Origin of the sequence: Laceyella sacchari (assembly GCF_004343255.1) — a bacterium.
GTDB classification, from domain to species: domain Bacteria; phylum Bacillota; class Bacilli; order Thermoactinomycetales; family Thermoactinomycetaceae; genus Laceyella; species Laceyella sacchari.
Map to the genome: position 1 here is coordinate 589111 of NZ_SMDD01000003.1, position 22653 is coordinate 611763.

General features: G+C 52.9%; 31 protein-coding genes. 8 read left to right on the plus strand and 23 right to left on the minus strand.

Going from position 1 to position 22653, the window contains the following annotated elements:
• Positions 1-191: 191 nt before the first annotated feature.
• On the plus strand, positions 192-665 hold the full coding sequence (locus tag EDC32_RS13280; RefSeq protein ID WP_132222868.1) for an acyl-CoA thioesterase: 474 nt from the start codon (positions 192-194) through the stop codon (positions 663-665).
• Between the two features lie 143 nt (positions 666-808).
• Here the strand turns inward: EDC32_RS13280 and EDC32_RS13285 are convergent, their stop codons facing one another.
• Genes EDC32_RS13285 through EDC32_RS13295 form a run of 3 tightly spaced genes read right to left on the minus strand, consistent with a single transcriptional unit; the run spans position 809 to position 2176 of the window.
• A complete protein-coding gene (locus tag EDC32_RS13285) occupies positions 809-997 on the minus strand; it encodes a hypothetical protein (RefSeq protein WP_132222870.1) in 189 nt (62 codons plus the stop codon).
• Between the two features lie 56 nt (positions 998-1053).
• Positions 1054-1476 (minus strand): CoA-binding protein, encoded by a 423-nt coding sequence (locus EDC32_RS13290; RefSeq protein WP_132222872.1) that lies wholly within the window; start codon positions 1474-1476, stop codon positions 1054-1056.
• 4 nt (positions 1477-1480) lie between these two features.
• The gene (locus EDC32_RS13295; RefSeq protein WP_132222874.1) at positions 1481-2176 is read right to left on the minus strand and encodes a serine/threonine protein kinase; all 696 of its coding nucleotides are present in this window, start codon (positions 2174-2176) and stop codon (positions 1481-1483) included.
• Positions 2177-2268: 92 nt separating this feature from the next.
• Between EDC32_RS13295 and EDC32_RS13300 the strand changes: the two genes are divergently transcribed.
• Positions 2269-2673: a DUF3054 domain-containing protein gene (locus EDC32_RS13300; RefSeq protein WP_132222876.1), complete on the plus strand. Its 405-nt coding sequence runs from the start codon at positions 2269-2271 to the stop codon at positions 2671-2673.
• Positions 2674-2677: 4 nt separating this feature from the next.
• Here the strand turns inward: EDC32_RS13300 and cbiB are convergent, their stop codons facing one another.
• From cbiB to cobD, 6 genes are read right to left on the minus strand one after another with little or no spacing between them, the layout of a single operon-like run.
• Positions 2678-3652: an adenosylcobinamide-phosphate synthase CbiB gene (cbiB, locus tag EDC32_RS13305; protein ID WP_132222878.1), complete on the minus strand. Its 975-nt coding sequence runs from the start codon at positions 3650-3652 to the stop codon at positions 2678-2680.
• Positions 3653-3657: 5 nt separating this feature from the next.
• Positions 3658-4347 (minus strand): adenosylcobinamide amidohydrolase, encoded by a 690-nt coding sequence (locus EDC32_RS13310; RefSeq protein ID WP_158283386.1) that lies wholly within the window; start codon positions 4345-4347, stop codon positions 3658-3660.
• Between the two features lie 5 nt (positions 4348-4352).
• On the minus strand, positions 4353-4958 hold the full coding sequence (locus EDC32_RS13315; protein ID WP_132222882.1) for a histidine phosphatase family protein: 606 nt from the start codon (positions 4956-4958) through the stop codon (positions 4353-4355).
• Positions 4955-5701: an adenosylcobinamide-GDP ribazoletransferase gene (cobS, locus tag EDC32_RS13320; RefSeq protein ID WP_132222884.1), complete on the minus strand. Its 747-nt coding sequence runs from the start codon at positions 5699-5701 to the stop codon at positions 4955-4957. The genes EDC32_RS13315 and cobS overlap by 4 nt, the downstream gene beginning before the upstream one ends.
• On the minus strand, positions 5698-6246 hold the full coding sequence (gene cobU, locus EDC32_RS13325; RefSeq protein ID WP_132222886.1) for a bifunctional adenosylcobinamide kinase/adenosylcobinamide-phosphate guanylyltransferase: 549 nt from the start codon (positions 6244-6246) through the stop codon (positions 5698-5700). The genes cobS and cobU overlap by 4 nt, the downstream gene beginning before the upstream one ends.
• 10 nt (positions 6247-6256) lie before the next feature.
• Positions 6257-7369, minus strand: coding sequence for a threonine-phosphate decarboxylase CobD (cobD, locus tag EDC32_RS13330; RefSeq protein ID WP_158283387.1), 1113 nt, complete (start codon positions 7367-7369; stop codon positions 6257-6259).
• A 232-nt stretch (positions 7370-7601) separates the two neighbouring features.
• On the opposite strand from cobD, the gene EDC32_RS13335 reads away from it, so the two are divergent.
• A complete protein-coding gene (locus EDC32_RS13335) occupies positions 7602-8018 on the plus strand; it encodes a hypothetical protein (RefSeq protein WP_132222890.1) in 417 nt (138 codons plus the stop codon).
• On the opposite strand, the gene cobT is transcribed toward EDC32_RS13335, so the two are convergent.
• The 3 genes from cobT to EDC32_RS13350 all read right to left on the minus strand — a co-directional run bounded on the left by cobT (position 7968) and on the right by EDC32_RS13350 (position 10269).
• Positions 7968-9056, minus strand: coding sequence for a nicotinate-nucleotide--dimethylbenzimidazole phosphoribosyltransferase (cobT, locus tag EDC32_RS13340; RefSeq protein WP_246026947.1), 1089 nt, complete (start codon positions 9054-9056; stop codon positions 7968-7970). The genes EDC32_RS13335 and cobT overlap by 51 nt on opposite strands.
• 17 nt (positions 9057-9073) lie before the next feature.
• Positions 9074-9991, minus strand: a complete 918-nt coding sequence (locus EDC32_RS13345) for an inositol monophosphatase family protein (RefSeq protein ID WP_246026948.1) — start codon at positions 9989-9991, stop codon at positions 9074-9076.
• 86 nt (positions 9992-10077) lie between these two features.
• Positions 10078-10269, minus strand: coding sequence for a YqgQ family protein (locus EDC32_RS13350; protein WP_132222894.1), 192 nt, complete (start codon positions 10267-10269; stop codon positions 10078-10080).
• A 57-nt stretch (positions 10270-10326) separates the two neighbouring features.
• Here EDC32_RS13350 and EDC32_RS13355 point away from each other — a divergent pair, with 57 nt between their 5' ends.
• Complete coding sequence (locus tag EDC32_RS13355; RefSeq protein WP_132222896.1) at positions 10327-10707, plus strand: hypothetical protein; 381 nt, start codon at positions 10327-10329, stop codon at positions 10705-10707.
• A gap of 52 nt (positions 10708-10759) precedes the next feature.
• Here the strand turns inward: EDC32_RS13355 and EDC32_RS13360 are convergent, their stop codons facing one another.
• Positions 10760-11332: a biotin transporter BioY gene (locus EDC32_RS13360; RefSeq protein WP_132222898.1), complete on the minus strand. Its 573-nt coding sequence runs from the start codon at positions 11330-11332 to the stop codon at positions 10760-10762.
• A 232-nt stretch (positions 11333-11564) separates the two neighbouring features.
• Here EDC32_RS13360 and EDC32_RS13365 point away from each other — a divergent pair, with 232 nt between their 5' ends.
• Positions 11565-12281, plus strand: a complete 717-nt coding sequence (locus tag EDC32_RS13365) for a S1C family serine protease (protein ID WP_022736911.1) — start codon at positions 11565-11567, stop codon at positions 12279-12281.
• An 84-nt stretch (positions 12282-12365) separates the two neighbouring features.
• Here the strand turns inward: EDC32_RS13365 and sat are convergent, their stop codons facing one another.
• From sat to EDC32_RS13390, 6 genes are all read right to left on the minus strand, one after another.
• A complete protein-coding gene (gene sat, locus EDC32_RS13370) occupies positions 12366-13526 on the minus strand; it encodes a sulfate adenylyltransferase (RefSeq protein WP_132222900.1) in 1161 nt (386 codons plus the stop codon).
• Between the two features lie 87 nt (positions 13527-13613).
• Positions 13614-13784, minus strand: a complete 171-nt coding sequence (locus tag EDC32_RS16870) for a hypothetical protein (RefSeq protein ID WP_158283388.1) — start codon at positions 13782-13784, stop codon at positions 13614-13616.
• Positions 13785-13840: 56 nt separating this feature from the next.
• Entirely contained in the window at positions 13841-14038 is a 198-nt protein-coding gene (locus EDC32_RS16875) for a TSUP family transporter (protein ID WP_375163152.1), read from the minus strand.
• Positions 13984-14712 (minus strand): phosphoadenylyl-sulfate reductase, encoded by a 729-nt coding sequence (locus tag EDC32_RS13380; RefSeq protein WP_132222904.1) that lies wholly within the window; start codon positions 14710-14712, stop codon positions 13984-13986. The genes EDC32_RS16875 and EDC32_RS13380 overlap by 55 nt, the downstream gene beginning before the upstream one ends.
• A gap of 66 nt (positions 14713-14778) precedes the next feature.
• Complete coding sequence (locus EDC32_RS13385) at positions 14779-15000, minus strand: DUF3906 family protein (RefSeq protein WP_106341631.1); 222 nt, start codon at positions 14998-15000, stop codon at positions 14779-14781.
• Positions 14997-16625 carry a nitrite/sulfite reductase gene (locus EDC32_RS13390; RefSeq protein WP_132222906.1) on the minus strand — a complete coding sequence of 543 codons (1629 nt, stop codon included), beginning with the start codon at positions 16623-16625 and terminating at the stop codon, positions 14997-14999. The genes EDC32_RS13385 and EDC32_RS13390 overlap by 4 nt, the downstream gene beginning before the upstream one ends.
• Before the next feature lie 428 nt (positions 16626-17053).
• On the opposite strand from EDC32_RS13390, the gene EDC32_RS13395 reads away from it, so the two are divergent.
• Entirely contained in the window at positions 17054-17497 is a 444-nt protein-coding gene (locus tag EDC32_RS13395) for a YtoQ family protein (RefSeq protein WP_132222908.1), read from the plus strand.
• Between the two features lie 90 nt (positions 17498-17587).
• Here EDC32_RS13395 and EDC32_RS13400 read toward each other — a convergent pair whose 3' ends face one another.
• From EDC32_RS13400 to EDC32_RS13410, 3 genes are all read right to left on the minus strand, one after another.
• Complete coding sequence (locus EDC32_RS13400; RefSeq protein WP_054095919.1) at positions 17588-17887, minus strand: spore coat protein GerQ; 300 nt, start codon at positions 17885-17887, stop codon at positions 17588-17590.
• A 12-nt stretch (positions 17888-17899) separates the two neighbouring features.
• Positions 17900-18328: a cell wall hydrolase gene (locus EDC32_RS13405; protein WP_132222910.1), complete on the minus strand. Its 429-nt coding sequence runs from the start codon at positions 18326-18328 to the stop codon at positions 17900-17902.
• A gap of 83 nt (positions 18329-18411) precedes the next feature.
• Positions 18412-20016 carry an amidohydrolase gene (locus EDC32_RS13410; protein ID WP_132222912.1) on the minus strand — a complete coding sequence of 535 codons (1605 nt, stop codon included), beginning with the start codon at positions 20014-20016 and terminating at the stop codon, positions 18412-18414.
• Between the two features lie 117 nt (positions 20017-20133).
• On the opposite strand from EDC32_RS13410, the gene EDC32_RS13415 reads away from it, so the two are divergent.
• Both EDC32_RS13415 and EDC32_RS13420 read left to right on the plus strand, forming a co-directional pair.
• A complete protein-coding gene (locus tag EDC32_RS13415; RefSeq protein ID WP_132222914.1) occupies positions 20134-21363 on the plus strand; it encodes a DNA polymerase IV in 1230 nt (409 codons plus the stop codon).
• Positions 21360-21716 carry a YolD-like family protein gene (locus EDC32_RS13420; RefSeq protein ID WP_132222916.1) on the plus strand — a complete coding sequence of 119 codons (357 nt, stop codon included), beginning with the start codon at positions 21360-21362 and terminating at the stop codon, positions 21714-21716. Before EDC32_RS13415 ends, EDC32_RS13420 begins: the two co-directional genes overlap by 4 nt.
• A 34-nt stretch (positions 21717-21750) precedes the next feature.
• Here the strand turns inward: EDC32_RS13420 and EDC32_RS13425 are convergent, their stop codons facing one another.
• Entirely contained in the window at positions 21751-22653 is a 903-nt protein-coding gene (locus EDC32_RS13425; protein ID WP_132222918.1) for a DMT family transporter, read from the minus strand.

A 22653-nucleotide genomic window follows, 5' to 3' on the forward strand; every position in this document is an offset into this window, starting at 1 on the left:
TGGCCCATTTCATTTCTGCAATCAATTTAGATATTTTAAAAATAAGAAGAGAGAAAAAGACTAGGACCTTAGAAGGAATTCATATAACGAAACAAGAATTTACCGAAACCAAGGCGTGTCTGATCCTTATGATATGCGTCAACGCGACTTGCCAGACACACCTAGTTTAAATCCCACTGGAGGAATGGCATATGAACACAGCTTGGCCACCCACCGACTTGGCCCAATGGAGCACACAATTCCGCTTCTTCACTCCGATCCAGGTCCGCTTCTCCGATACCGACATGTTGGGGCATATCAATAATGTGAGCTACTTCAGCTATTTCGAGCATGGCAGGATCGCTTATCTGGAAAAATTGGGTCTGACCCGTTATCTATTGCAGTCCCCGACAGAGCCAGGCGGATATATTGTCACGGCCAATCTAGAATGCCAATATCTGCGAGAAATTCATTTCGGCAAAGATGTGCGCCTAGGTGTTCGCGTCAGTCGTATTGGAACAAGCAGCTTAGATATTGAATACGCTTTATTTTTGACAGAGGAAGAAATCATCGCAGCCATCGGACGCGGCACAGTGGTTTATGTCAATCCCGCGACTGGCAAAAGCCAGCCTTTGCCTGAACAGGCGAAAGAATTGATTCGCTCCTTTGAAAAAGAGCAGCCTTAATCCGCCACAACCAACACTCCCCGCACCTTCAAGGCGTGCGGGGAGGAAAAAAAGAGGCCTCATGAGAGACCAGATCATTTCATTACAAATCGTCCTTATGTTCTCTGGTGCTTTGCTTTATTAGCCATTCACCAGACATGCCCCTAGTGGTAATATAAGCACATGCGCTTTTTTGCAATCGTTTCAGCGACAATGTAATAAATCTCTTCTTCTTTTAATGCTGACACTTCACCATAGATGAGGATTTGTGCTTCTTTTTCTGTTTCCGTCAACAGCTCATGTATTTCGGGCATCCGGTCCAACACCAAGCGGGACAAGGTTATTGCTTGCATTCGCCTCACCTCTTGCTGTGATGTTTATCCGCTTGCAGCCCTCCCACCATCCACACCTATTTTCCGCCGAGCAAGATCGCGTGATCCACTTTGATGCAACGATCCATGACCACCATGATGCCATGCTCTTGCGCCAAGCGGGCTGCTTCCTCATTCACCACGCCTGACTGCATCCAGATTGCGCGCGGTTTCACCTTAACCGCCTCTTCCACCACGGGCAAAACCGCCTCGCTCCGCCGGAACACATCCACAATGTCAATCGGTTCAGCAATCTCATCCAAGGAAGCGTAGGGACGTTCCCCGAGAACCGGTTCTGTCAGATTGGGGTTCACCGGAAAAATACGATAACCAGCTTTTTGCAATGCTTCCGCAATCAGATAACTGGTTCGCTCCGGATTGTTGGAACAACCGACGACGGCAATATTTTTGGCAGTTGCCAGCAATTCTTTTCTTTCCTGATCCGTTGGATTTTGAAACATATGATTATCCTCCTTCATTCCGATCGTGATTGGTTAGTCCCAGACCGAACCGTTGCATGATTTTTTTGCCGAATTCTTGCAAATGAAAAGGTCCGTCCTGTTGTTGCAAATAAATATGTTTCACCATCTCAATCAACCAAATGGGCAGTTTTTTTCCCTTGATTAAACTGTAAAACGCATTATATCCCTCAACAAGATGATCCCATCTCTTGTCATCGCCGGGGTTCAAGTATTCAGAGACATCAATCACCTTGGCCTTATTTCCTTGCAGAATCACGTTTTTCAAATGAATGTCCCTCGGATTGAGCCCCTTGCTCCTTGCAAATCGGCGCGCTTCTTCCACTTGCTCGATCACTTGCTCTGGGATGGTGATTCCCCGCTCCAAACATTGGTACAGCGTGGGACCCTGTTCATAACTCAACGCCAAGTAATTGGTTCCACTCCCACGTAAGCGAGCGAAGTACGGCGAGTTTCCCAAGCGTTCATACACTTGTTTTTCCTGTTCTTTTTTGGCGAGCCGATCTGGCGCGTAACATTTGAACACCAGGTCAGGGTAGTCGGGATGCTGGACGACCACCGCATCCGTACCAACGCCGATCAAGCGCAAGGGTGATGGGATATATTTCACATCCACTAATTCATTTCGGTCATTCGCATGAACGATGATTTCCTTTAAGCTTGCATCAAGCTTGTCATCCATTCCGGATCCTCCTGTGATTGAGTGTGCCCCTGTACCGAATCAAAGATTTCTATTATTCTATAGACAGTATTTTCCCGATTGGAGTGAAGAACATGCGCCAATGTTATAAGTTATTGGCATCTCTTTTGCTTGGGGATAGCTTCTTGTTTATCTATTTTTCATGGCAAGGGCGCGTCACTCACCAGATGCCGTTGGATGTGCCGTCGGTGTTGACTACGGCCGCTCCCTTCCTCATCGCCTGGTTCATGGTCGCATTCTCTATGGGGCTTTATCGCGCTCCGCATCGTCAACCGCTACTGTCGGGTTGGCTCCAGTTGTGCGGCGCGGTTCTGATCAGCACTTGCTTGGGAACCGCGCTCAGGGCTTGGTATCTGAATCGCCCTTTTGACTGGCTGTTTCTGTGCATCACCGCCCTCTTCATGTTGGTCGCTTTCTCGCTGTGGCGGTTGGGATGGTGCTGGGTTGTCCGGCGCTGGGTGGTCAAACCAGGTCAATAAAGAGTTAAACCAATGCACTGACCCCGACCAGGATAGCCACCCACACCCCGGTCGCCCACCACATCACACGCACTGTTTGCAACAGATGCTTGGCCTGGCGCGGTTCGATCGGGTCTCCCAGCCGCGCCCGTTCTGACAGGCGCCCATGGTAAACATTTACCCCACCCAATTGGATATGGAGTGCTCCCGCAACCAAAGACTCGGGTATTCCGCTGTTGGGGCTGGGATGAAGATGGGCATCGCGACGGTAAGTGCGCCAAGCCTGTCTCACATCTAAGCGCATGATCCAAAACACCAATAGCAAAACCCCGATTGTCAGGCGGGCGGGGATAAAGTTACACAAGTCATCCAAGCGGGCCGAAGCTGTCCCCAGATGAAGATAACGTTCAGAGCGGTAACCCACCATCGCATCCAGCGTATTCACCGCCCGATACGCCATCGCCAGAGGCGCCCCTCCGATGGCCGCAAAAAACAGCGGTGCCACGATGGCGTCGACCAGATTTTCGGCGACGGTTTCCACTCCCCCGCGCACCACCTCTCCTTCATCCAACCCTTCCGTTTGCCTGCTGACGACCATCGCCAGCTGGCGCCTCGCTTCCTCCAGTTCCTGCTTGTTAAGCGCGCGGTATATGTTCAACCCTGCTTCAGCCAATCCTCGAGGTGCAATCGCCAGCCAAATCATCATCGCTTCCAGCATCCCTCCAGCCAGCGGTTGCCAATCATAGGCCAGATGCACCAATCCCGCGCAAACCATCCAGACGCCACCGACAACCACGATAGGGAAACTGAGCCCCAGCCAACGAATGGGGACACGGTGAGTCTCATTAGACCAACCTTTCTTCTCCAGCCACCGGCCAATCCCTCGGTCCATCCAGGAAATCACTTTCCCCATCCCCACTACTGGATGGGGCAGCCATCGCGGATCTCCGCACGTCACATCCAGCAGGCAAGCGAACAATATGATTAAACCCCAATCCATCTTCCTCACCGCTTTCTGCGCCGTTCGTTTTCCACCGCTTCTGTAACTCCCGCATACACTGTCCGCGCAATCGCTTGCCCAAGCGGACTCAGGGTGCCGGCATACGGATGGATAACTCCACCCCGGATATTCCCCGTAGCGGCGATAACCACTGCGTCGGTCGTCGTCCCTGTCGCCACCAGCCCTTTGCAATCTGTCACTCCCAAATCGGCTAATGCCGCCGCTTTCGCTTCTGTGGCCGTGATCACCCCGCCTACCAGCGCGGCTGGAGCGACGGCTCCCTCAATCAACAACAAAATATTGATTGTACCAGGCATGCCAAAAGAGGGCTCCCTGAATGTGGGTCCCTTCTGCCCGGCTCGCGCTGCATTCCCGATCCCAGCCGTCACCCATGTCCTCAAGCTAAATGTCGGTGTCTCCGCTGTTTGTTCACTGCCCAATGTCAAATCAGCCGCGGTCAGCAATACAACTGTTCCTTCTCGCGGTATGCCCCGCGTAGCCAACCATTCGTTGATCTCCTTCGTGGGATCAAGCGCGTCATATTGTTTATCTACATGGCGATTGATGATGCGCACCGCCTGTTGCACACCTCCGCCAACCACCGCACTGCTCAGGCAAGTGAGGGGCTTTGCTGCGACCAGCTGAATCATTTCTGCGTCCCATTGCACTGTCAGCCGGCTTTCCTGTGGCAACATCCCACTCACTCCTCCCGTTCTTCCCCAAACTTCCTCACGACTTGCCACTCCGTTCCAATACGTTCTACCAGCCAGCCTTGACCCGTCTGCAACTCCGGCTCCCAAAAAGACTCCCAATCGCGGCGAATCATCCGTGCCCAAAACCATCGCATCGGCCCACCATGCGTCACAACGCAAACCGTCTCCCCTCGATGCCGCTTGATCACCTGCCTAACCCATGCCATCAAGCGCTGATCCAGGTCACGTAGGGTTTCACCGTCTGGAGGAGCATGAAAAAATGGATTTTCCAGCCATTTGCCTACATGTTCGGGATCAGTGCCCATCAGCTCATCATAAGTTCGCCCTTCCCAAGCGCCAAAAGAGCACTCGCGCAGTGCCGGCGTGAAACGGATGGAAAGTGACGGGTGAGCCTCTTTGATGGCTTGCGCTGTTTCGGCACATCGTTGCAGATCGCTGGCATAGATGGCATCCAGCTTCAAATCCGCCAATTGGTTGGACAGCAGCAGCGCTTGTTTCTTGCCAACCTCCGTCAACGGTTCATCCAGTTGTCCGCAGTACCTTTTGTCGCGATTAGCTTTCGTTTCCCCATGCCGAATCCAAATCCATTTCATGCCAGTTTCACCCCCAACGTAAAAAAGAGCAAGGCAACGATTTCAGCCCCTTCAATCAAAGCCCCGTATATATCGCCCGTGCAACCTCCCAACCGGCGAACCGCCGTTTTGCCGAGGTACCAAGTCCAAACGAACACAATGCCCAACAAGACGATGCCTTCCCACTCCCACCACCAGATCAGGGGGAGAATGGTGAAAAAACTGGCCATATTCATGCGCCGCAAAGTTAAGGATTCTTTCAAGCCACTTCCCAATCCTTGCGCTTGGGCATAAGGAAACACGAAAATCGCCACAACGGCCGCAAAGCGCGCGAGCATCACCGAACTAGCCCAAGCAAAAGCTCCGTTCCAAACATGGGACTGCAAGAGATAATACAAGGTGGCCGTTTTTAACAACAGAGCGAGAACGCCGGCTAACACGCCCATCGCTCCGACACGCGGATCTTTCATGATTTGTCGTGTGCGCTCGGGATCACGATTGGCCCCAAACCCATCGGCAGTATCCATCAGCCCATCCAAATGTAATCCGCCAGTGAGATAAACCAAACATCCCACATCCAGCACCGCGCGCACCATCTGCGGGAACCATTGGGCCACTAGCCAATCGAAACAGACCAACAACAAACCCAATAACGCCCCCACCACGGGATACCACATCGGACTGGTCCGATAATCTCCCAACAACCATCGCCGCGGCATGGGCAACCGGGTCAAAAACGCAACTGCATGTGCAAAACCGCTCATCCTTTCACTCTCCACGGCACACCAGATACGACAAACCACACTTCATCCGCCCGTAGTGCCACTTGCTGATTCACCCAGCCGAGCGCATCTTGGAAACACCGGCTAATCGGATGCATCGCCACACCGCCTAAACCTACCTCATCAGTCACGATCACCGCATCTCGCGCCGCCAGACAGTCAAGCCACGCATGCGCATGCGATTCTACCTGCGTCAGCCTCCGAGAGCGCCAACGAGAAGGATCTTCCCCTTCCGCGAGAGGTTCGCTCATTAACAGATTGCTGACCCAAGCCGTAAGGCTGTCAACCAACAGTACGCTACCCGTGGGGATCTCTGCGATCACTCCTGCCAAATCAAACGCTTCCTCCTTCACTTCCCACTCTTTAGGCCGTTGCCGCTGATGGGCTATCACACGTGCCTTCATCTCATCGTCCATCACTTGGCTTGTTGCCAAATAGACGACCGGTTTCCCCTCTTTCACACACAACGATTCGGCGAAACGGCTTTTGCCAGAACGCACGCCGCCCGTTACCAATCGAATTCCCATCGTTTCCTCCTCAATCCATACATGACCGCAATACAGCGAGCAGCCGGTCATTCTCTTCCGGTCTTTTGATGGCAATACGGAAATAATCGTCCCCCAATGCTGGATAATTGGCGCAACTCCGGATCAGGACACCTTGACTGGCGCAGGCGTATTGAAGTTGCCGCGCGTCCATCTTGCCGCCGTTAACCCTTCCCAACAGATAGTTGGCTTCGCTTGGGAAAAACGCCATTTCCGAAAACTGAGCCAATTCTCCAATCATCCGCGCGCGCTCCGGCTCAAGCCAGCGACGCACCGCCAACGCATGCGCACGATACACTTCCGGGCGCATCACCTCTTCGCCCGCCATCTGCGCCAAACCATTCACATTCCATGGCGTCCGCATCAAGCGCAACCGCGCGGCGACTTCGGGAGCAGCCACTACATATCCCAACCGCAGGCCGGGCAATGCGAAGAATTTTGTCAATGAGCGCAACACCATCACCTGTGGATGGGCAGAAATCAACCGCAATGCCGAACATTCTTCCCCATCGGCCACGAAATCGAGAAACGCCTCATCCACAATCAACCAAGTCTGCCACCGCTTCGCCCATGCCGCCATCTGCTCCATTAGTCCGGCGGGGAACAGATGACCGGTGGGATTGTTCGGCGTCCCTACAAAGAGCGCATCCACTTCCTTCATCAATGCCTCCACCGCAGACGGCTCAGGCAGAAACCCTTCTTCCCAGCAGGTGTGGATTGAATGCACGGGTATTCCCCGCTTTGTGGCACTGTCCGCATATTCGGCAAAAGCGGGCTGAATCACACCAACCTTCTGTGGCGACAAGGTCTGCACCAACAAATCGATGAGTTCAGCCGCTCCATTGCCCACGATCACCCCCTCCGCATCCATTTCGTGAAACTGGGCGATCATCCGCCGTAACACGCGAGCGTCCGGATCGGGATAACGGCTTAACACAGGAACCCCAGGCTCTCTGAGCGCCTGATTTAACACATCCAACACACTGGATGGAGGGCCGTAAGGATATATGTTTGAACTGAAATCAAGCCATGCATTTTCTTCGATTAAGAACATCGCTTGGGCTGTGGCCAGATCCCCGCCGTGCCCAAAACGTTCGATCATCATCTCTGTCCTTCCCTTCTCTTTTCCCTTCATTAACCCCTTTTTAACCTTGCGGTGACCTTTTCAAAGTCTGCCATTTCATCATAACACGCCAGACGGGCACACTCAGCCCCATTTGCAAAAAAGCGCACTCTCACCGTGGAAAGAATGCGCTTTTTTATAAAACCTCTTTAAAATGACGCTTGTCTTCGAATAAGATCAACAAAGACACCTTTTCATCGTCAGGAGAATGCCTATGGCTGACAACGTGCACTTTCGTTCACGTTTCTTCACCAAAGAAGAAATTCGTGAGAAAGAAGATTGGTTAAACGAACATTTCAACCGCGGCTATGCCATTGCCACCCTCACCGAGTTGGAAACGGGTTATTTCGCCCATTTGATCCATGATCCTGCACACCGCCTGCTCACCCGCGCCCGCTTCTTTCATCGGGGCATGGAAGAAAGCATGGATGCTTGGCTCACCTCAAAACACGAGGATGAATGGCAACATGACATCCATGCGGTAAATGACGGATACTGGGTTGTGATCTATCGGCAAAATCCCGCCATCCCACTTCCCGCCTCCAAGCTGTTGCTGATACAATGCGTGGAGTTATGGTGGCTATGGCTGATTGGTACCCTGTTCTTCGCCCTGCTCTATTTCACCAAGTGACGAGTTTGGTTCAGGTAAACCCAGATCGGCGAAGGTAGCCATTTCCCTGGCCAATCCCACAGCTGAATCAAACAGCGGAAAGCTGAGCGCTGCGCCGCTCGCTTCTCCCAGCCGCATGCCGGCCGCAATGAGTGGCTCCAAACCCAATTCTTGCAACAGCACGGCATGAGCCGGTTCCACCGACAAATGGGAAGCAAACAACACGTCTTTGACCATCGGTTCTAATCTTACGGCAACGAGGGCGGCGGCGGTGGAAATCAAACCATCCATCACCGCCGGCAACCCCTCTTGCGCCGCCCCCAAATAGCACCCTACCATGCCTGCAATTTCCAAGCCACCCAGTTGAGCCAACACTTCGAGCGGACGACTAGGGTCAGGGCGATGAGTGGCAAGTGCCTGTTTAATCGCCTGTTGCTTTTTAGACAAGCTTTCGTCGGAGACCCCCGTGCCGCGGCCAGTCAGGTGCTCCACCTCCAATCCGGTGAACGCCGCGGTCAAAGCTGCCCCCGAAGTCGTATTGCCGATGCCCATCTCGCCAACAGCCAGCAAGCGCGTTCCTTCTGCCTTCAATCGGCGAACAACGTCCACCCCGGCCTGAATGGCTTGCTCCGCTTCATCCAGGCTCATCGCCGGAGTAACCGTAAAATTGGCAGTGCCCTTGCGCACCCGTCTGTCCACTACGGGGTTTGGCACTTCATCCAACAAACTCCCAACATCAACCACTCTTACTTCTGCTCCATGCTGGCGAGCTAACACATTGACCGCGGCTTTGCCTTTGGCGAAATTATGTATCATCAATCCAGTCACGGCCTGCGGATAGGCACTCACCCCTTCTTCCGCGATACCATGATCCCCGCACATGATGACAATCGCTTTTTGGCCGATATCCGGATGCAATTGTCCAGTGATGCCGGCTAGTCTAACATAGATCTGTTCCAACGCCCCCAAGCTGCCCAACGGCTTGGTCAAATTGTCCACATGCCGCTTTGCTTGTCTCTTAACCTCTTCATGCAGTCGTTTGTGATTTATCTGACGCACCACGATGCCCCCCTTTTTTATGTTCGCACCAACTTGATGATCTCTGTCAACTTCTCGGGATGACAGGCGATCAAGGAAGCGTCGGGATCGATGCCTTCAAACGCTTTGCCCCCATAATCGACGGTGACGGCACCCGCTTCACGGGCCAATAGCATTCCCGCATACATGTCGACCCCACCGGAACGGTACACCACCATGGCATCAATCTGCCCTTGTGCCAACAAGCTCCAAGCGATCCCAGGAGCCCAGAGGCGCAACACCCGCTTACACCGTTGTTCCAAGGCTTGGCGCAAAGCCAAAGAGCGATCATCCCCCTGTACATGATGTCCCTGTACCCAGGCGACAGTGGGGCGCTTGAACGATTGAGGTTCGATGGTTAGCGGTTTGCCGTTGACTGTTGCCCCTTCCCCTTTTACAGCAACATACAACCGTTCTAAATGCGAATCATAGATGACTCCCAATACGGGCTCATTACGATAAAAACAGGTGATGCACACTGCATACACCGGCAATCCGATCGCATAGTTGTTGGTACCGTCCAGCGGATCGATCATCCAGGACCAGTCGGGATCGTTCCCACCTTGCCAGCCAAACTCCTCACCCAAGATGCGGTGACTAGGAAACCGTTTCTTAATGCCAGACACAATCCATTCTTCCGCTTGGCGGTCAATCTCCGTCACAATGTCACCGTATTCCCCTTTGGCTTCGATCTCCTTGTCCTGGAGAAAAGCTTCCTTCGCCAATTTCCCTGCCGCAACCGCCAATTCTTCGGCAGCCGCGCGTGCCTCCTGTACCACTCGTTGCCACTCCACTTGATCGCCTCCTGTCAACAAACCGTTCACGCCTGACGACGCTGTATCCAGCATACTGGAGTAAATTTTCCCACTATTGCATGTCTGATGAATCGGCCAGCGGCTCCAAAACCATTTTCTCATTCGCTTCACTTGTACTTCGGTACTCTTCGAGAAAGATTTCTCTGCCGCTACTTCCCCATCAACTTGATTTGCCGGGCATACCCTGGTCAAGCTTGGCGTTGTTGGCTGCTTTTTACTATCATCACGGCCATCCGGTACGTGTCCGCGTCGATCATCCCATACGCTTTCATTTCCCGCAATTCATCTAAGATTAACTCACAATCGCCGAGATGATCCCCGGTGTAAATGACGGTTCCGAATTGCTTCAATAGCTTGCGCACATCCGCGAACGTCCGCATCAGATTCCCTCCCTTATGATACAATAGTTGCAACTCAACCAAGAAAGGTGTGTCCCCATGTACCGATCATCATTCATTCCCATCAAACAATTAGCCGGTCAATTGATTTTGTCACAACGTCACAACCATTGGGGAGCCACCTTGACAACCAAAGAGTTGATTTTTCAACGTCCCCATTTATCCTACCATATTTTTTTAGATGACATTTTGGGCCTGGTCCCCTATCCCCTGCAAACCAACCAGCGCGGAACCCACTCGGTGGTTGGCTGGCTCGAACCCAATCGGCACCGTGATTTTTACAAGCTATCCGTCGCCCGTCTTCATCTGGTCAACCGCCAAGGCGCATTCACCCAAGATACCGCGGACTTGATCATTCCCCTCAACAGCCGTTTTATCCATTTTTTGAGCCAAGTGACCAACTTAACGCTGTTGCCATAATAAAAAGCCCCCCATGCCTGATGACGGAACAGGGGGGCTTTTTATTATGGGATTATCCCTTCGACACGGGACGCAAAGCGGGAATCGCACGATACATCGCTTGCGCCACAATGGCACCGACCACAGCTTTGGCGATGTCGCCAGGCAGGAAAATCAACAGACTTGCGCTCAACGTGCCCATGGTGAGGGGAAGGTTCAAGTACGTGACCACCCAAGCGAATCCGATCGCATGTACCACTGCGACGCCTCCGACCAAGTGGGCCAAGATAAGCTGCCATAAGGCGATCTGCCCATGCCGCGCCATCTTCTGAACCATCCAACCAATCACGCAAACGGCTAACAGCCAACTGAAGACATACCCTCCGGTCGGCCCGACCAACTTAGCCAGCCCGCCTGTTCCTCCCGCCATGACTGGTGCCCCGGCCGCGGTGAGGCCAATGAACACCGCCATGCTGATAACGCCCCGCTTGGCGCCTAAGAGAGAGCCTGCCAACATGACTACCAATGGTTGCAGGGTGATAGGAACCGGTCCTATCGGAATCTGAAATTGTCCGCTCACTGCCAACAATGCCGTGAACAATGCAATCCATGTCATGTCACGCACGGTCTGCCTGTTTTTGTCCATCTTGCAGTCTCCTTAATAAATGACTATAAAATCATTTTTAGATTATAGCGTTCGGTTTATATTGTCAACCAATTAACCTTTTCCCGTTTACAAACAAACCTCACTTCGCCTCTCTGTGTGCTATCCCCATGCCAATTGATTCGCCTGTTTCCGGGCAAGCGCCTTGTCAGCGCGCAGGCGCGGAACATAAGATATCCCATCCAGGTCAACAAGTGCTGAGGAGTGACCTTCTTTGAACCATGATAATCCGCGTGCGTACACGCACAAATTTCGACTTGCTGCCCATCACCCCGCCAATCTCTTTGTATCCGTCGCCCGCCGTATCAAAAGCGGTGTCGTAGCAATTGAAACCATGGAAGAGCAAAGAGGCCTTTCTCTGCAAAGCGCGGTCTTGGGCATGCTGTTTCCCGAACTCGCCAAGCCGGTCAACCGGTCGCGCCAATTCGGTTCGGGTTTCATCATCCATCCGTCCGGTTATGTCTTGACCAATCAGCATGTGATTGAACGCACGTCGGAAATCCGGGTCAAAGTGGACGGAGTCAAGCGCATCTTGCCCGCCACTGTGGTTTGGTCCCACCCGGACAAGGACATTGCTGTATTGAAAATTCAACCACCGCGGCCTTTAAAGTCGCTTACTTTGGGATCTTCCGAAGCGACCCAAGTGGGAGAATGGGTGCTGGCCATGGGCAATCCGATGGGCCTGGAACAGAGCGTCACCGTCGGGGTGATCAGCGGCAAAAATCGTCCCCTCCACATCAATGGCTTGCACTATGACAACGTCATTCAGACCGATGCCGCCATCAATCCCGGCAACAGCGGCGGGCCATTGGTCAACATCTTAGGCGAAGTGATCGGCATCAACACCCTGATTATTTTTCCCTCACAGAGCTTGGGGTTTGCGATCCCCATTGAAGATGTGTTGGCTGACATCCGACGTTTCTTGCCATGACCGCAAAAGCGACAAACCACCTCGGCATATGCCGGGTGGTTTGCATTTTGTTTCCTGGCGATTTCGTTGTTCAAATTTGTTTGTTTAAGCGTTTTTCATGCCGTCAATCAACACCCGAACCACTTCTGGACGGGAAAACTCCGGTGGCGGCATCGTTCCCTCGCGCAACATCTGTCTTACTTTTGTTCCTGACAGGATCACATGGTCTTCTTTGCCGTGCGGGCATGTTTTGTATGAAGCCATTCCCGCGCACTTCTTGCAATAAAAGCTGTGTTCAAAAAACAGTGGGGTGATTCCCAATTCGTCAGGGGTAAACCGGCTAAAGATTTTTTGCGCATCATAAGTGCCATAATAATCTCCTACCCCCGCATGGTCGCGGCCGACGATGAAGTGGGTACAACCGTAGTTTTTGCGAGCCATCGCATGGAAGATGGCCTCACGTGGCCCGGCGTAACGCATGGCTGCCGGAAATACACCCAACATCACCCGGTCGCGCGGGTAGTAGTGTTCCAAAATCACTTCATAACTTTTTAATCTCACATCAGCAGGGATATCATCCGACTTCGTCTGCCCTACCAGCGGATGCAAAAAGAGACCATCCACCGTTTCCAACGCCGCTTTTTGGATGTATTCATGCGCCCGGTGCACAGGGTTGCGCGTCTGAAAGCCGACAACTTTCCGCCAGCCCCGCTCTTCAAACATTTTTCTCGTATCGGCGGGGTCATACGCATACTTCGCAAAAATGCCTTGATCCAATCTTTCCAGGAGCGTGATTTCCCCGCCTAGATACACGTTTGACTGCGCGGCCAACCGGGCAACCCCAGGATGGTTGCGATCCACGGTCTGATACACTTTGCTCGCTTCCAACTCCGGATCCACTCTGTACACACTTTCCACGCGTACCACGGCCACAAGCGCTCCTGTTTCCGTCACCAGGGACACATACTCCGCTCGCTTAACTTCTGCCTCTTTCTCTTCCGGAACAGGCAAGGTAATAGGAATGCTCCATACCGTACCGTCAGCAAGCCGCATCTCGTCCCGAACGGTCTGATAATCCCGCTCATTGAGAAATCCTGTCAGCGGGGAAAACACGCCCGTTGCCAAGCAATGCAAGTCAGACAATGTCACTGCGCCGACCGATATGGAGGGAAACGCCGCCGCCCTTTCTAACCATTTCTCTTTTTCTGCTCCTGTTGCAACACGTTGCACCAATCGTCCTCCGTGAGGGGCGATCAATTCTGCCATGCTTTCGTCTCCCTTCACACCATCTTGATTCCTGTAACAAACTCCAAGTGCACCTGACCGAATGAAGCATGCATCGCACCCGCGCGCTTAAGGTGAGAAAAAAGGCATGAACCACATCGGTTCCACCAATTTCGCCGCCGCGAGTGACTTGCTGGAAAGCAAGATTGCCATAAACTGCGTCCCGCTGCCAAGCGATGTCAGACCCACCAACAAACCGCCTGGAACGCTTCCTTTGGCCAGGCGCCAACAATGCTCCAATCGACTGTCTTCCGGCGGAAATGCTGAAATCTCTCCACCACTTTGGTCACTGCTGCTTATATCAAGTCCGTCCCCACTGCCATCGTCGGTGAAAAGCCATACAGCAAGATGAGTAGCGGTGTCATCAGAAGCCCCCCACCCATTCCCGCCAAGCCCACAAGCAAACCGACGATGAATCCAGTGAAGGAGACTGTCAACATTACTCGCTTTGCGAGACGTGCAACCCGCATTCCGTTTTGGCAGACCCGGCCCATCTGCCCGCGCGCGGATCTTCACCCGGTTTCACTTGCCGGGTGCATGGCTGGCAACCAATACTCGGATACTGTTGGTCGTGTAATGGGTTGTACGGAATATCATGAGCGAAGATATAGTTCCACACCTGTTTTTCATTCCAAAAGGCCAAAGGATTCAATTTGACCATGCCAAAGGCTTTATCCCATTCAATTACTTCCGCATGCGCTCGCGTGGGCGACTGTTCGCGACGGATGCCGGTGATCCACCCTTGATAGCCGGTCAGGAATTTTCTCAGCGGCTCCACCTTGCGCAATTTGCAACACAAGTCGGGATCGCGTTTCCAAAGCTCAGCACCGTAGTGCTCCTGTTGTTCTTCCAACGTCAGTGCCGGCGCAACACGAATAAATTCTTTCCGGTAACGCTCGCTCAAGCGGTCGCGCACCTGATATGTCTCCGCAAAGTGCAAGTCAGTGTCCAAATAAAAAATATCTAGTTCAGGATTTACCTTCAGCGCCATATCCACCAGCGCCACATCCTCATAACCGAAACTACAAGCCAGCGTGATCGCTTTGACTCCAATCTCTTCTACGCCGAAACGGATGATTTCTTCCGGATGTTTCGTCCGCAACTCTTCTTGCAAACTCTTCAGCCGCGTTTCATCCAACACCGCTTGTTGCAACAGCTGTTTTTCCATTTTCATTCCTCCTCACCCATTCCATATATGTCTGGTTGCACGGTTTGATCACATATCAGACCAATTTCAGCCGTTGGACGACAAGACGTAACCAGAACCCGGGCGAACTCTCTTTTTCTCTTCCAGTGTCCATTCCCTCACATCTGGTGTGGCTATGAGATAACGCTCCAATTCCTTTTCCGCATGGGTGAAAGCTTGCTCATCGCCCGTCGACAACACCACCACCGCATGGGTGTCACCGTTTTTCAGTTCAGCCTTCAACCGGTATAAGTACAATTCCTGGCTCATACTGACGGCACCACCCGTTCACAAATGCGATCCAGCTCTGCTTGGCACGCCTCTATGCCAACTCGCTCGATAAACTGTGTAAACCGTTCTCCGGCCTGTCTTTGTTCCTTATAGAACAGAACAAGCTCTTTCAGCACCGGAGCTACATGCTCTTTGGCCACACGCCCTTTGAGCGGAGTGTTGAACTTCCCTGCTCCGAACAGATGACCGCCGACGGAGATTTGGTAAGACTCGACCATCCCTTGGGCTGTTTTGCTTTTGCCACCCATCAAGCCGATGTCGGCGATTTGCTGTTGTCCGCAGGAGTTGGGGCATCCATTGACATGAATCCGGATCGGGGTATCCAATTCCACATGCTCATCCAGATACCGCGCCACTTCTCGCATCAACTCTTTCGTCTCTGTGAGCGCCAAGTTGCAAAACTCATTGCCGGTGCAGGACACGGCGTGGCCTTCAAACGGTTTTGGCGACGGGCTCAACCGCTTCAAGAGCGGCTCCTCGAGCAAGGCTGCTACCTTCTCATCAGGCACATCGGAGATGATAATGTTTTGCGTGTTGACTGTGCGCAATGTGCCCGAGCCATAACGATCAGCCAAATCAGCCAACGCTGTGAATTCTTCCGCCGAAGTCCGGCCGACCGGAATACTCAACCCCACATAGGAGAGGCCCGCTTGTTTTTGCGGATGCACTCCGGTGAAATATCCTGCATTCCAGCCAACGATCCGATCTTCCCCGCGCGTCGGGTAGGTGCCGATCTCGCCGGACAACACCTCCAAAAATTTCTCCGGGCCCCAGTCGGCAACCAAGAATTTCAGGCGGGAGCGGTGTCGTTTTTGTCGATATCCATAATCGCGGAACACTTTGGTCACACCCACGGCTACATCCACCACTTGCTCCGGTCGGACAAATATATCCAATTGTTGTGCCAAATGCGGACGGTTGGACAAGCCGCCGCCCACCCAAACATGGAATCCAACCACTTCTTCCCCATCTATTTCTTTGACTGCGGGAGTGAACGCAAGATCATTGATCTGCGCATGGGCAGGATTATAAATGCTTGCCGAAACCGAAATTTTGTACTTGCGCGGCAGGTTGGAAAACTCTCTGTTCAGCAAAAAAGTCTTCTCCAACTCAGCCACAATCGGCCGGGTATCAATCAATTCATTGGGATCGATGCCCGCCAGCGGATTGCCAATAATGGTCCGTGGGCAATCTCCACACGCTTCGTATGAATGGAGGCCTACTTCGCCTAAACGGTCGAACATCTCCGGCAGATTTTCCACCCGTAACCAATGGTATTGAATGGCCTGCCGCGTCGTCACATCGATCAAACCACGTCCGAACCGTTCAGAGAGCTCCGCGATGACTCTCGCTTGACGGCTGTTTAAGATGCCGGTGGGAATGCGAACCCGCATCATGAAGTAACCGTCAGATTTTGGGCGCTGTTGATATATGCCCGCCCATTTGAACAAGGCGAATTTCTCCTCCGGAATGGAGGCAAATCCCTGTTTGGCGTAAACTTCTCTGATCTCGTCGATGATGTCGAGCCCATCCTGTCTCAATTTCAATTGCTCTACTGAGTTTAGTTTGTCTGCTTGTTCAGCCCACTTCCATTCTACCGTCATGGCAGTCACTCCCTTTGCCCAATTTCCCCCGTGTTAACAGACAACCCACGCTTTCCTCCAGCGTCTGCTCATGCAAAACAGGTATTCCATATACATTAACTCGGAATTAAGTACACTGCTTTAAGAATAAAATAGATAACTAATACAGTCAATCATTTTTATTCAATTCTTACATCATAACCCAAGTTAGATGATCGGGTTTATTAAAATTTGACCGAACCTCCCTGTTGATACGATCCATTCATTTTCGATTGTAAGAAGCTTTTTTTCACCAATGTTCTGCCAACCCTTCCTCTTCACTTGTTCCGATTCACGGCAAACCCATTTATCGCAGAACGCTCATTTGATACACTTTAGTTTGTGGCCCGCCCACACGGAGCCGCCATGTAAAACACATTCCCCCGTGGGAATCAAGGAGGCGTTTTGCTATGGAATTGATCGTATATTTGGCTGGGCAGATTCACGATGATTGGCGGGAACAATTGCGTCAAGGCGCGCAAGCCCGCAACCTCCCCATCCGCTTCAAAGGGCCGCAAGAAAACCATGACCTCTCCGATGCAATCGGCGAACGCATCAAAGGAACGCAACCAAATGCTGTGTATCGCGACCATGTCGCTTCAGAAGTGAATAACCTGCGTACACGGGTTTGGATGCAAAAAGCCGACATTGTGATCGCACTGTTCGGTGAAAAATACCGGCAATGGAACACGGCCATGGATGCATCTATGGCTTTGGCTTTAAATAAGCCATTGATTCTCATCCGGCCAGAAAGTCTGCACCATCCGCTCAAAGAACTCGCCCAACGCGCGCAACTGGTCGTCGAGACCCCTGAACAAGCTTTGGACGCCTTGGCCTATCTCTTTGAAGAGTAAAGGACTCCGCTTTGTTGGAGTCCTTTCATCCACAGAAAAAACCAGGCGCCTTTCCGCCCGGCTTGCCATCGTTCCATTTCACACATTCCCCTATGCTTCCGCCAATCGCGCTGGTTGATCCTCAAATACCACATAATCCAAATTGATGTTTAAAAACATCATGTCCCGGCCAGAATTCTGTTCCCGGATCATGAAATAATCCCGGCCCACTTGGCGCAACACCCCCGAGAATGTCACATCCCGCCACTGTTGGCTACCATCATAAGTCAAAAACACCGTGATTCGTCTTCCCACATTGGCTTGCATCAAATCTTCCGAAAACCGCCGCTCCTGCCGCCGCTGCGACACATTGGCATCCATGCCCATAACATATGGATAAGACCAGTACATCTCCACCGCCTCCTAAAAACTGAATACTTTGGGGCAATCCGATTGGCTCGGTATATAAAAGCAATGGCTTTTATAACGCCCGGCGTTAACTTGGTTGAACCATCGGGCCGGGCATGCTCCCGGTGGCTCGAAAAACCACAAAGCATACCGTCCTGGGGTGAACCGCTGGCCGCGAACGACTTGTCGGGCCAGCCGGATGTCCTGTTGGCGCGCCGCTTGGTAGAAATAAGGCTTTTGCACTGCTTCAAACCCGCCCGGAGATTGAAACACCATGTCCTGGACCGAGCGTAGCCCCTCAAAATCGAGACAATCGGCCAACACCCGGTTCACGCCCACATTGCCCACATTCAACATACCAAGTTTCCCGTCTCCTTCTGCTTCCGCCCGCATCAACCGGGCCAACAACTTGACATCTTTTTCCCGCGCGTTGATGATGGCCATACCATCCCCCCTGAGGTAAAAATATGTGGCCCCTTGTCAAAAAAGAACATCAAATGTTTGGAAGCGGAGTCGACGGGTTCGGATTATCTCCCATCGTATGCCATCTGTCCGTTCACCACTGTGCACACCGTCTTCGCTTTGATCCATTCCTCCGCTGGGCACTGCAAAAGATCGCGGTCGTACACGGTGAGATCTGCCCAGCGCCCAACAGCGATCACGCCTCTCTCCTTTTCCATGCCTTCCGCGTAAGCGCTTCCCTGCGTAAACAAACGCAAAGCCGCAAGCGGTTGCAATTTCTGCTCAGGCAGATATCCAGGATGAGTAACTGGATCTTCCAGGCGTCGCCGGGTCACTGCCGCGTGCATTCCCAAGAGCGGATGCAAAGGCTCGATTGGAGCATCACTCCCTGCCGCGCAGGAAATTCCTGTTTCGAGCAACGTTTTCCATGCATAGGCATAAGCAATCCGTTGTTCTCCCACCCGCTCTAACACCCATGGAAAGTCGCTCGCTACAAAACGCGGTTGAATGTCCACCACCACATCCAGCCTTTGCAGGCGCGCAATCAGATCCGCCCGCAAAAATTGACCATGAATGAGGCGATGCCGTAGCTCTCCTGCCGGAGCGGGGACTTGCTCCATGGTCTCAATTACCCGGCGCGCCGCTTCATCACCAATCGCATGCACCGCGATGGGGCGTCCACAGGTAGCAGCACGGCGCGCCAAGTCCAGCAATTCCGCTTGCTCGTGGATCGCCACCCCGATTTGATTCGGATCATCGGTATAAGGTGCCGACATCAACGCGGTCCTTCCGCCAATCGAACCGTCGGCAAAAATTTTTACCGCCCCCAAGCGAACCCACGGATTTGGCACCAGCTCCGTTGGCTCCAGCTCATCGAGTTCAGCCAGATAAGGGTGATACAACAGATGATGCGTTCGAAACTTCACTCCCTCATCCACCAACTCGCGATAAATCCGCACCAACTCCCCGACATTTCCGATATACCGCAAATCTTCGCTGTGCCCGCCAGTTAATCCACAAGCCAACGCCTGTTTCATCGCTTGGCGAATCGCCTCTTTCTTTTCGTGGTAAGACGGGGTGGGTTGCGCAGCATAGAAAGGCTGGGAAGCTTGTTCATACACCCATCCGTTCAGCCGTCCGCTTCCGTCCCTCCCAAACATACCGCCTTCCGGTGGCGCCGTTGACTCTGTGATCCCCGCCACCCGGTAAGCAGCCGAATTGACGAGATGAGCATGCAAACAGACCCGGGCCAAAAGCACGGGATGGTGGGGGCTGGCTTCATCCAACTCTTCCAGTGTCGGTGCGCCGCCCTGCAAACGGTTTTCATCCAACCCCATGCCCAGAATCCATTCACCCTCTTTGCTGGTTACCACCCGCCGTTTGATTGCCTGCAATAACTCCGTTTTGCTCCGACACACACCCAGATCCAGCCATCGCAACCGTTGCCCAACCCCTGACAGGTGAAGATGGCTGTCGACGAACCCCGGATAAACATAGCCCCCTTGCAAATCTACCTTGTTTACTTGCGCCCGGCCATGATCGAGCAAAAGCTGTTCCGTCTCCCCCACCGCTACAATCCGCCCCTGCTCCACAACTACCGCTTCCGCCAATGGCTGGGACGGGTCCAATGTGATGATCCGTCCGTGATAATAGATCGTTTTCCCGTTCATGCCAGTCCTCTCCCCTGTCCTGATCTGATTGGAAACATTTTACGATATTACCCGAACATATATTTGCATATAATAAAACCAAACGCAAGCATATGTTCGCATAATGGAGTGACCCATATGGAATCAACGGTGCTTCTCATTGACATGCAATCTTTCTACGCCAGCATCGAAAAAGCCTTGCGGCCCGAGTTGCAACATCGCCCCCTGGTCGTCTCGGGTGACCCAGAGCGGCGAAGTGGCGTCATCCTCGCCGCTTGCCCGCTCGCCAAATCGTATGGCATCCAAAACGCTATCACCTTGCGGGAAGCGGAAGAGCGTTGCCCCCACTTGACCGTGGTTCGGCCGCGAATGTCTCTTTACCTGCAAACCTCCTTGCGGATTACAGAGATTTTGGGCCAATTTAGCGATCGGGTTGAACCGTATTCGATTGATGAGCAATTCCTTTCCATCAACGGTTGCCAAACATTATTCGGCTCCCCGATGGAAACGGCCCGCAAAATCCAACAAGAGATCGCCATCCAACTCGGTCTGTATGCCCGAATTGGCGTCGGCCCCAACAAAGTGCTCAGCAAAATGGCTTGCGACCACTTTGCCAAAAAGAACGAAAGCGGCTTGTTTGAACTGACCAAAGACAAGTTGGAAACCCATCTCTGGCCGTTGCCCGTTGAAAAAATGTTTGGTGTCGGCAAACGGATGGGACGCCACTTGCGCCGCATGGGAATCGCCACAATTGGCGACCTCGCCCGTTGCCCACTGGCTCGCCTGCGAAAACGGTGGGGAGTGAACGGGCATGTTCTGTGGATGACAGCCAACGGCATTGACCTATCACCCGTTCATCCTGACACGTTTCAAAAACAAAAAGCAATCGGGCATCAGATGACCTTGCCCCGTGACTATCGCACCGCGGAAGAAATCAGTGTCGTTTTATTGGAGTTGTGCGAGGAAGTGTGCCGGCGCGCGCGTCGGCAACGGCAAGTGGGGTGGACTGTCAGCGTCGGTTGCCGCAGAGCCGATTTCAACTTCCCCAGCGGCTTCCATCGGCAACGCACCATGCCGGAAGCAACCAATCACACGATGACTGTATTTAGCCATGCCCGGGAATTGTTCACCCGCTTTTGGGACGGCCAGCCGATCCGTTCCATCGGTGTAAGCCTGAGCCAGCTGTCCACTGATCAACCCATGCAACTCAGCTTATTTGAGAACAATGAGCAACAGTACCGTTTGGGCCATGTCATGGATGAAATCAACCAACGCTTCGGTCCTACTGCCATTTTGCGAGCCGCTTCGCTAACCCGCGCCGGGCAAGCTCTGGAACGGTCACAAAAAATAGGAGGGCATTACCGATGAATGAATCTTTGAATCGCCACAACATGCTGTGGGAAGGCAGCCGTATGTTTCTCCCAGAACACCGTGCGGCACTCTTGCAACGCAAACAGGACGAGGAAGCGTTCATTCCCCCTCAGTTGGATGAAGACCAGCTCGTCGAGATGAATCGCCTGCTGATGGAGGCGGTGGATGGCGACTTCCCTCTGCTCGTCCGTTATGTGAGCCGGCGCCGCCCCTGTGAATGGTGCGGCTTTGTGCAAAAAATCAATCCGCATGAGCGCTGGATTCGACTGGCCAATGGGCGGGAAACCACCACCATTCCCTTCTCCGACATCTACGGAATGGAAAAGGCTACGGACAGGGATGACGTATAAGGCCATGTGGCTCCGCTCAGAGGTTGAAGCCTTCTCAAGCAGCCGTCTGAACCTTGCCATCTTCTTCTGACCGCGCCTGCGCCCGAATAAACCACACAATTCCGACGATAGACAGCAATCCACCCACCAGTTGCGACCAAATGACCGCCTCATCAAGGAGCCACGCCGCCAACAAAACCGTTCCTACCGGTTCACCCAGTACGGCCATCTGAATCGTAACCGCTTTGGTAAACTTGAGCAACCAATTGAACAACAAGTGGCCAAAGACGGTCGGCACGGCGGCCAACAGGAAGAAGATGCCCCATTCTTCAGCTGGATAGGAAAACAGCGGGACACCGAAAACAACGTTATATCCGGCCAGCACCAAGGTGGCGACCACAAACACCACAAAACTGTAAACCGTCGAAGAGATGCGCTGGCGCAAATTTTGCCCCAATAGCATATGGATGGCAACAGCAACCGCGCCCAAAAACGACAAGACATCTCCCCACAGCGCCGTAAGGGTCCAAGTAAAATCACCGCCAACAACCAGCCCCGTGCCGACCAGCGCCAATCCCATTCCCCAAAACGCACGTGCCGGATACTTCTCCTTAAACATCAGAAAAGCTCCCGCCGCCACCAGGAGCGGGGTCAGATTCAAGAAAATCATTGCACTAGCCACTGAGGTGTAATGGAAGGATGACATCCAGAACAAGAAATGCAAGCTCAAAAAAAAGCCCGACAGCGACAGCCGAACCCAATCCTTACCCGTCAGGCCAGTCAGCCCGGCACGCTCCCGCCAGACCCATGGCAACATGAGCAACGCAGTCAGCGACAAACGATGCGTGGCCAACACGCTGGCAGGCGCAGACGACCACTTGATGAAAATACCGGAAAAAGAGAATGCCACCACTCCCAATGCGAGTAACAAAAACACACCGGCACGCGATGGATTCAT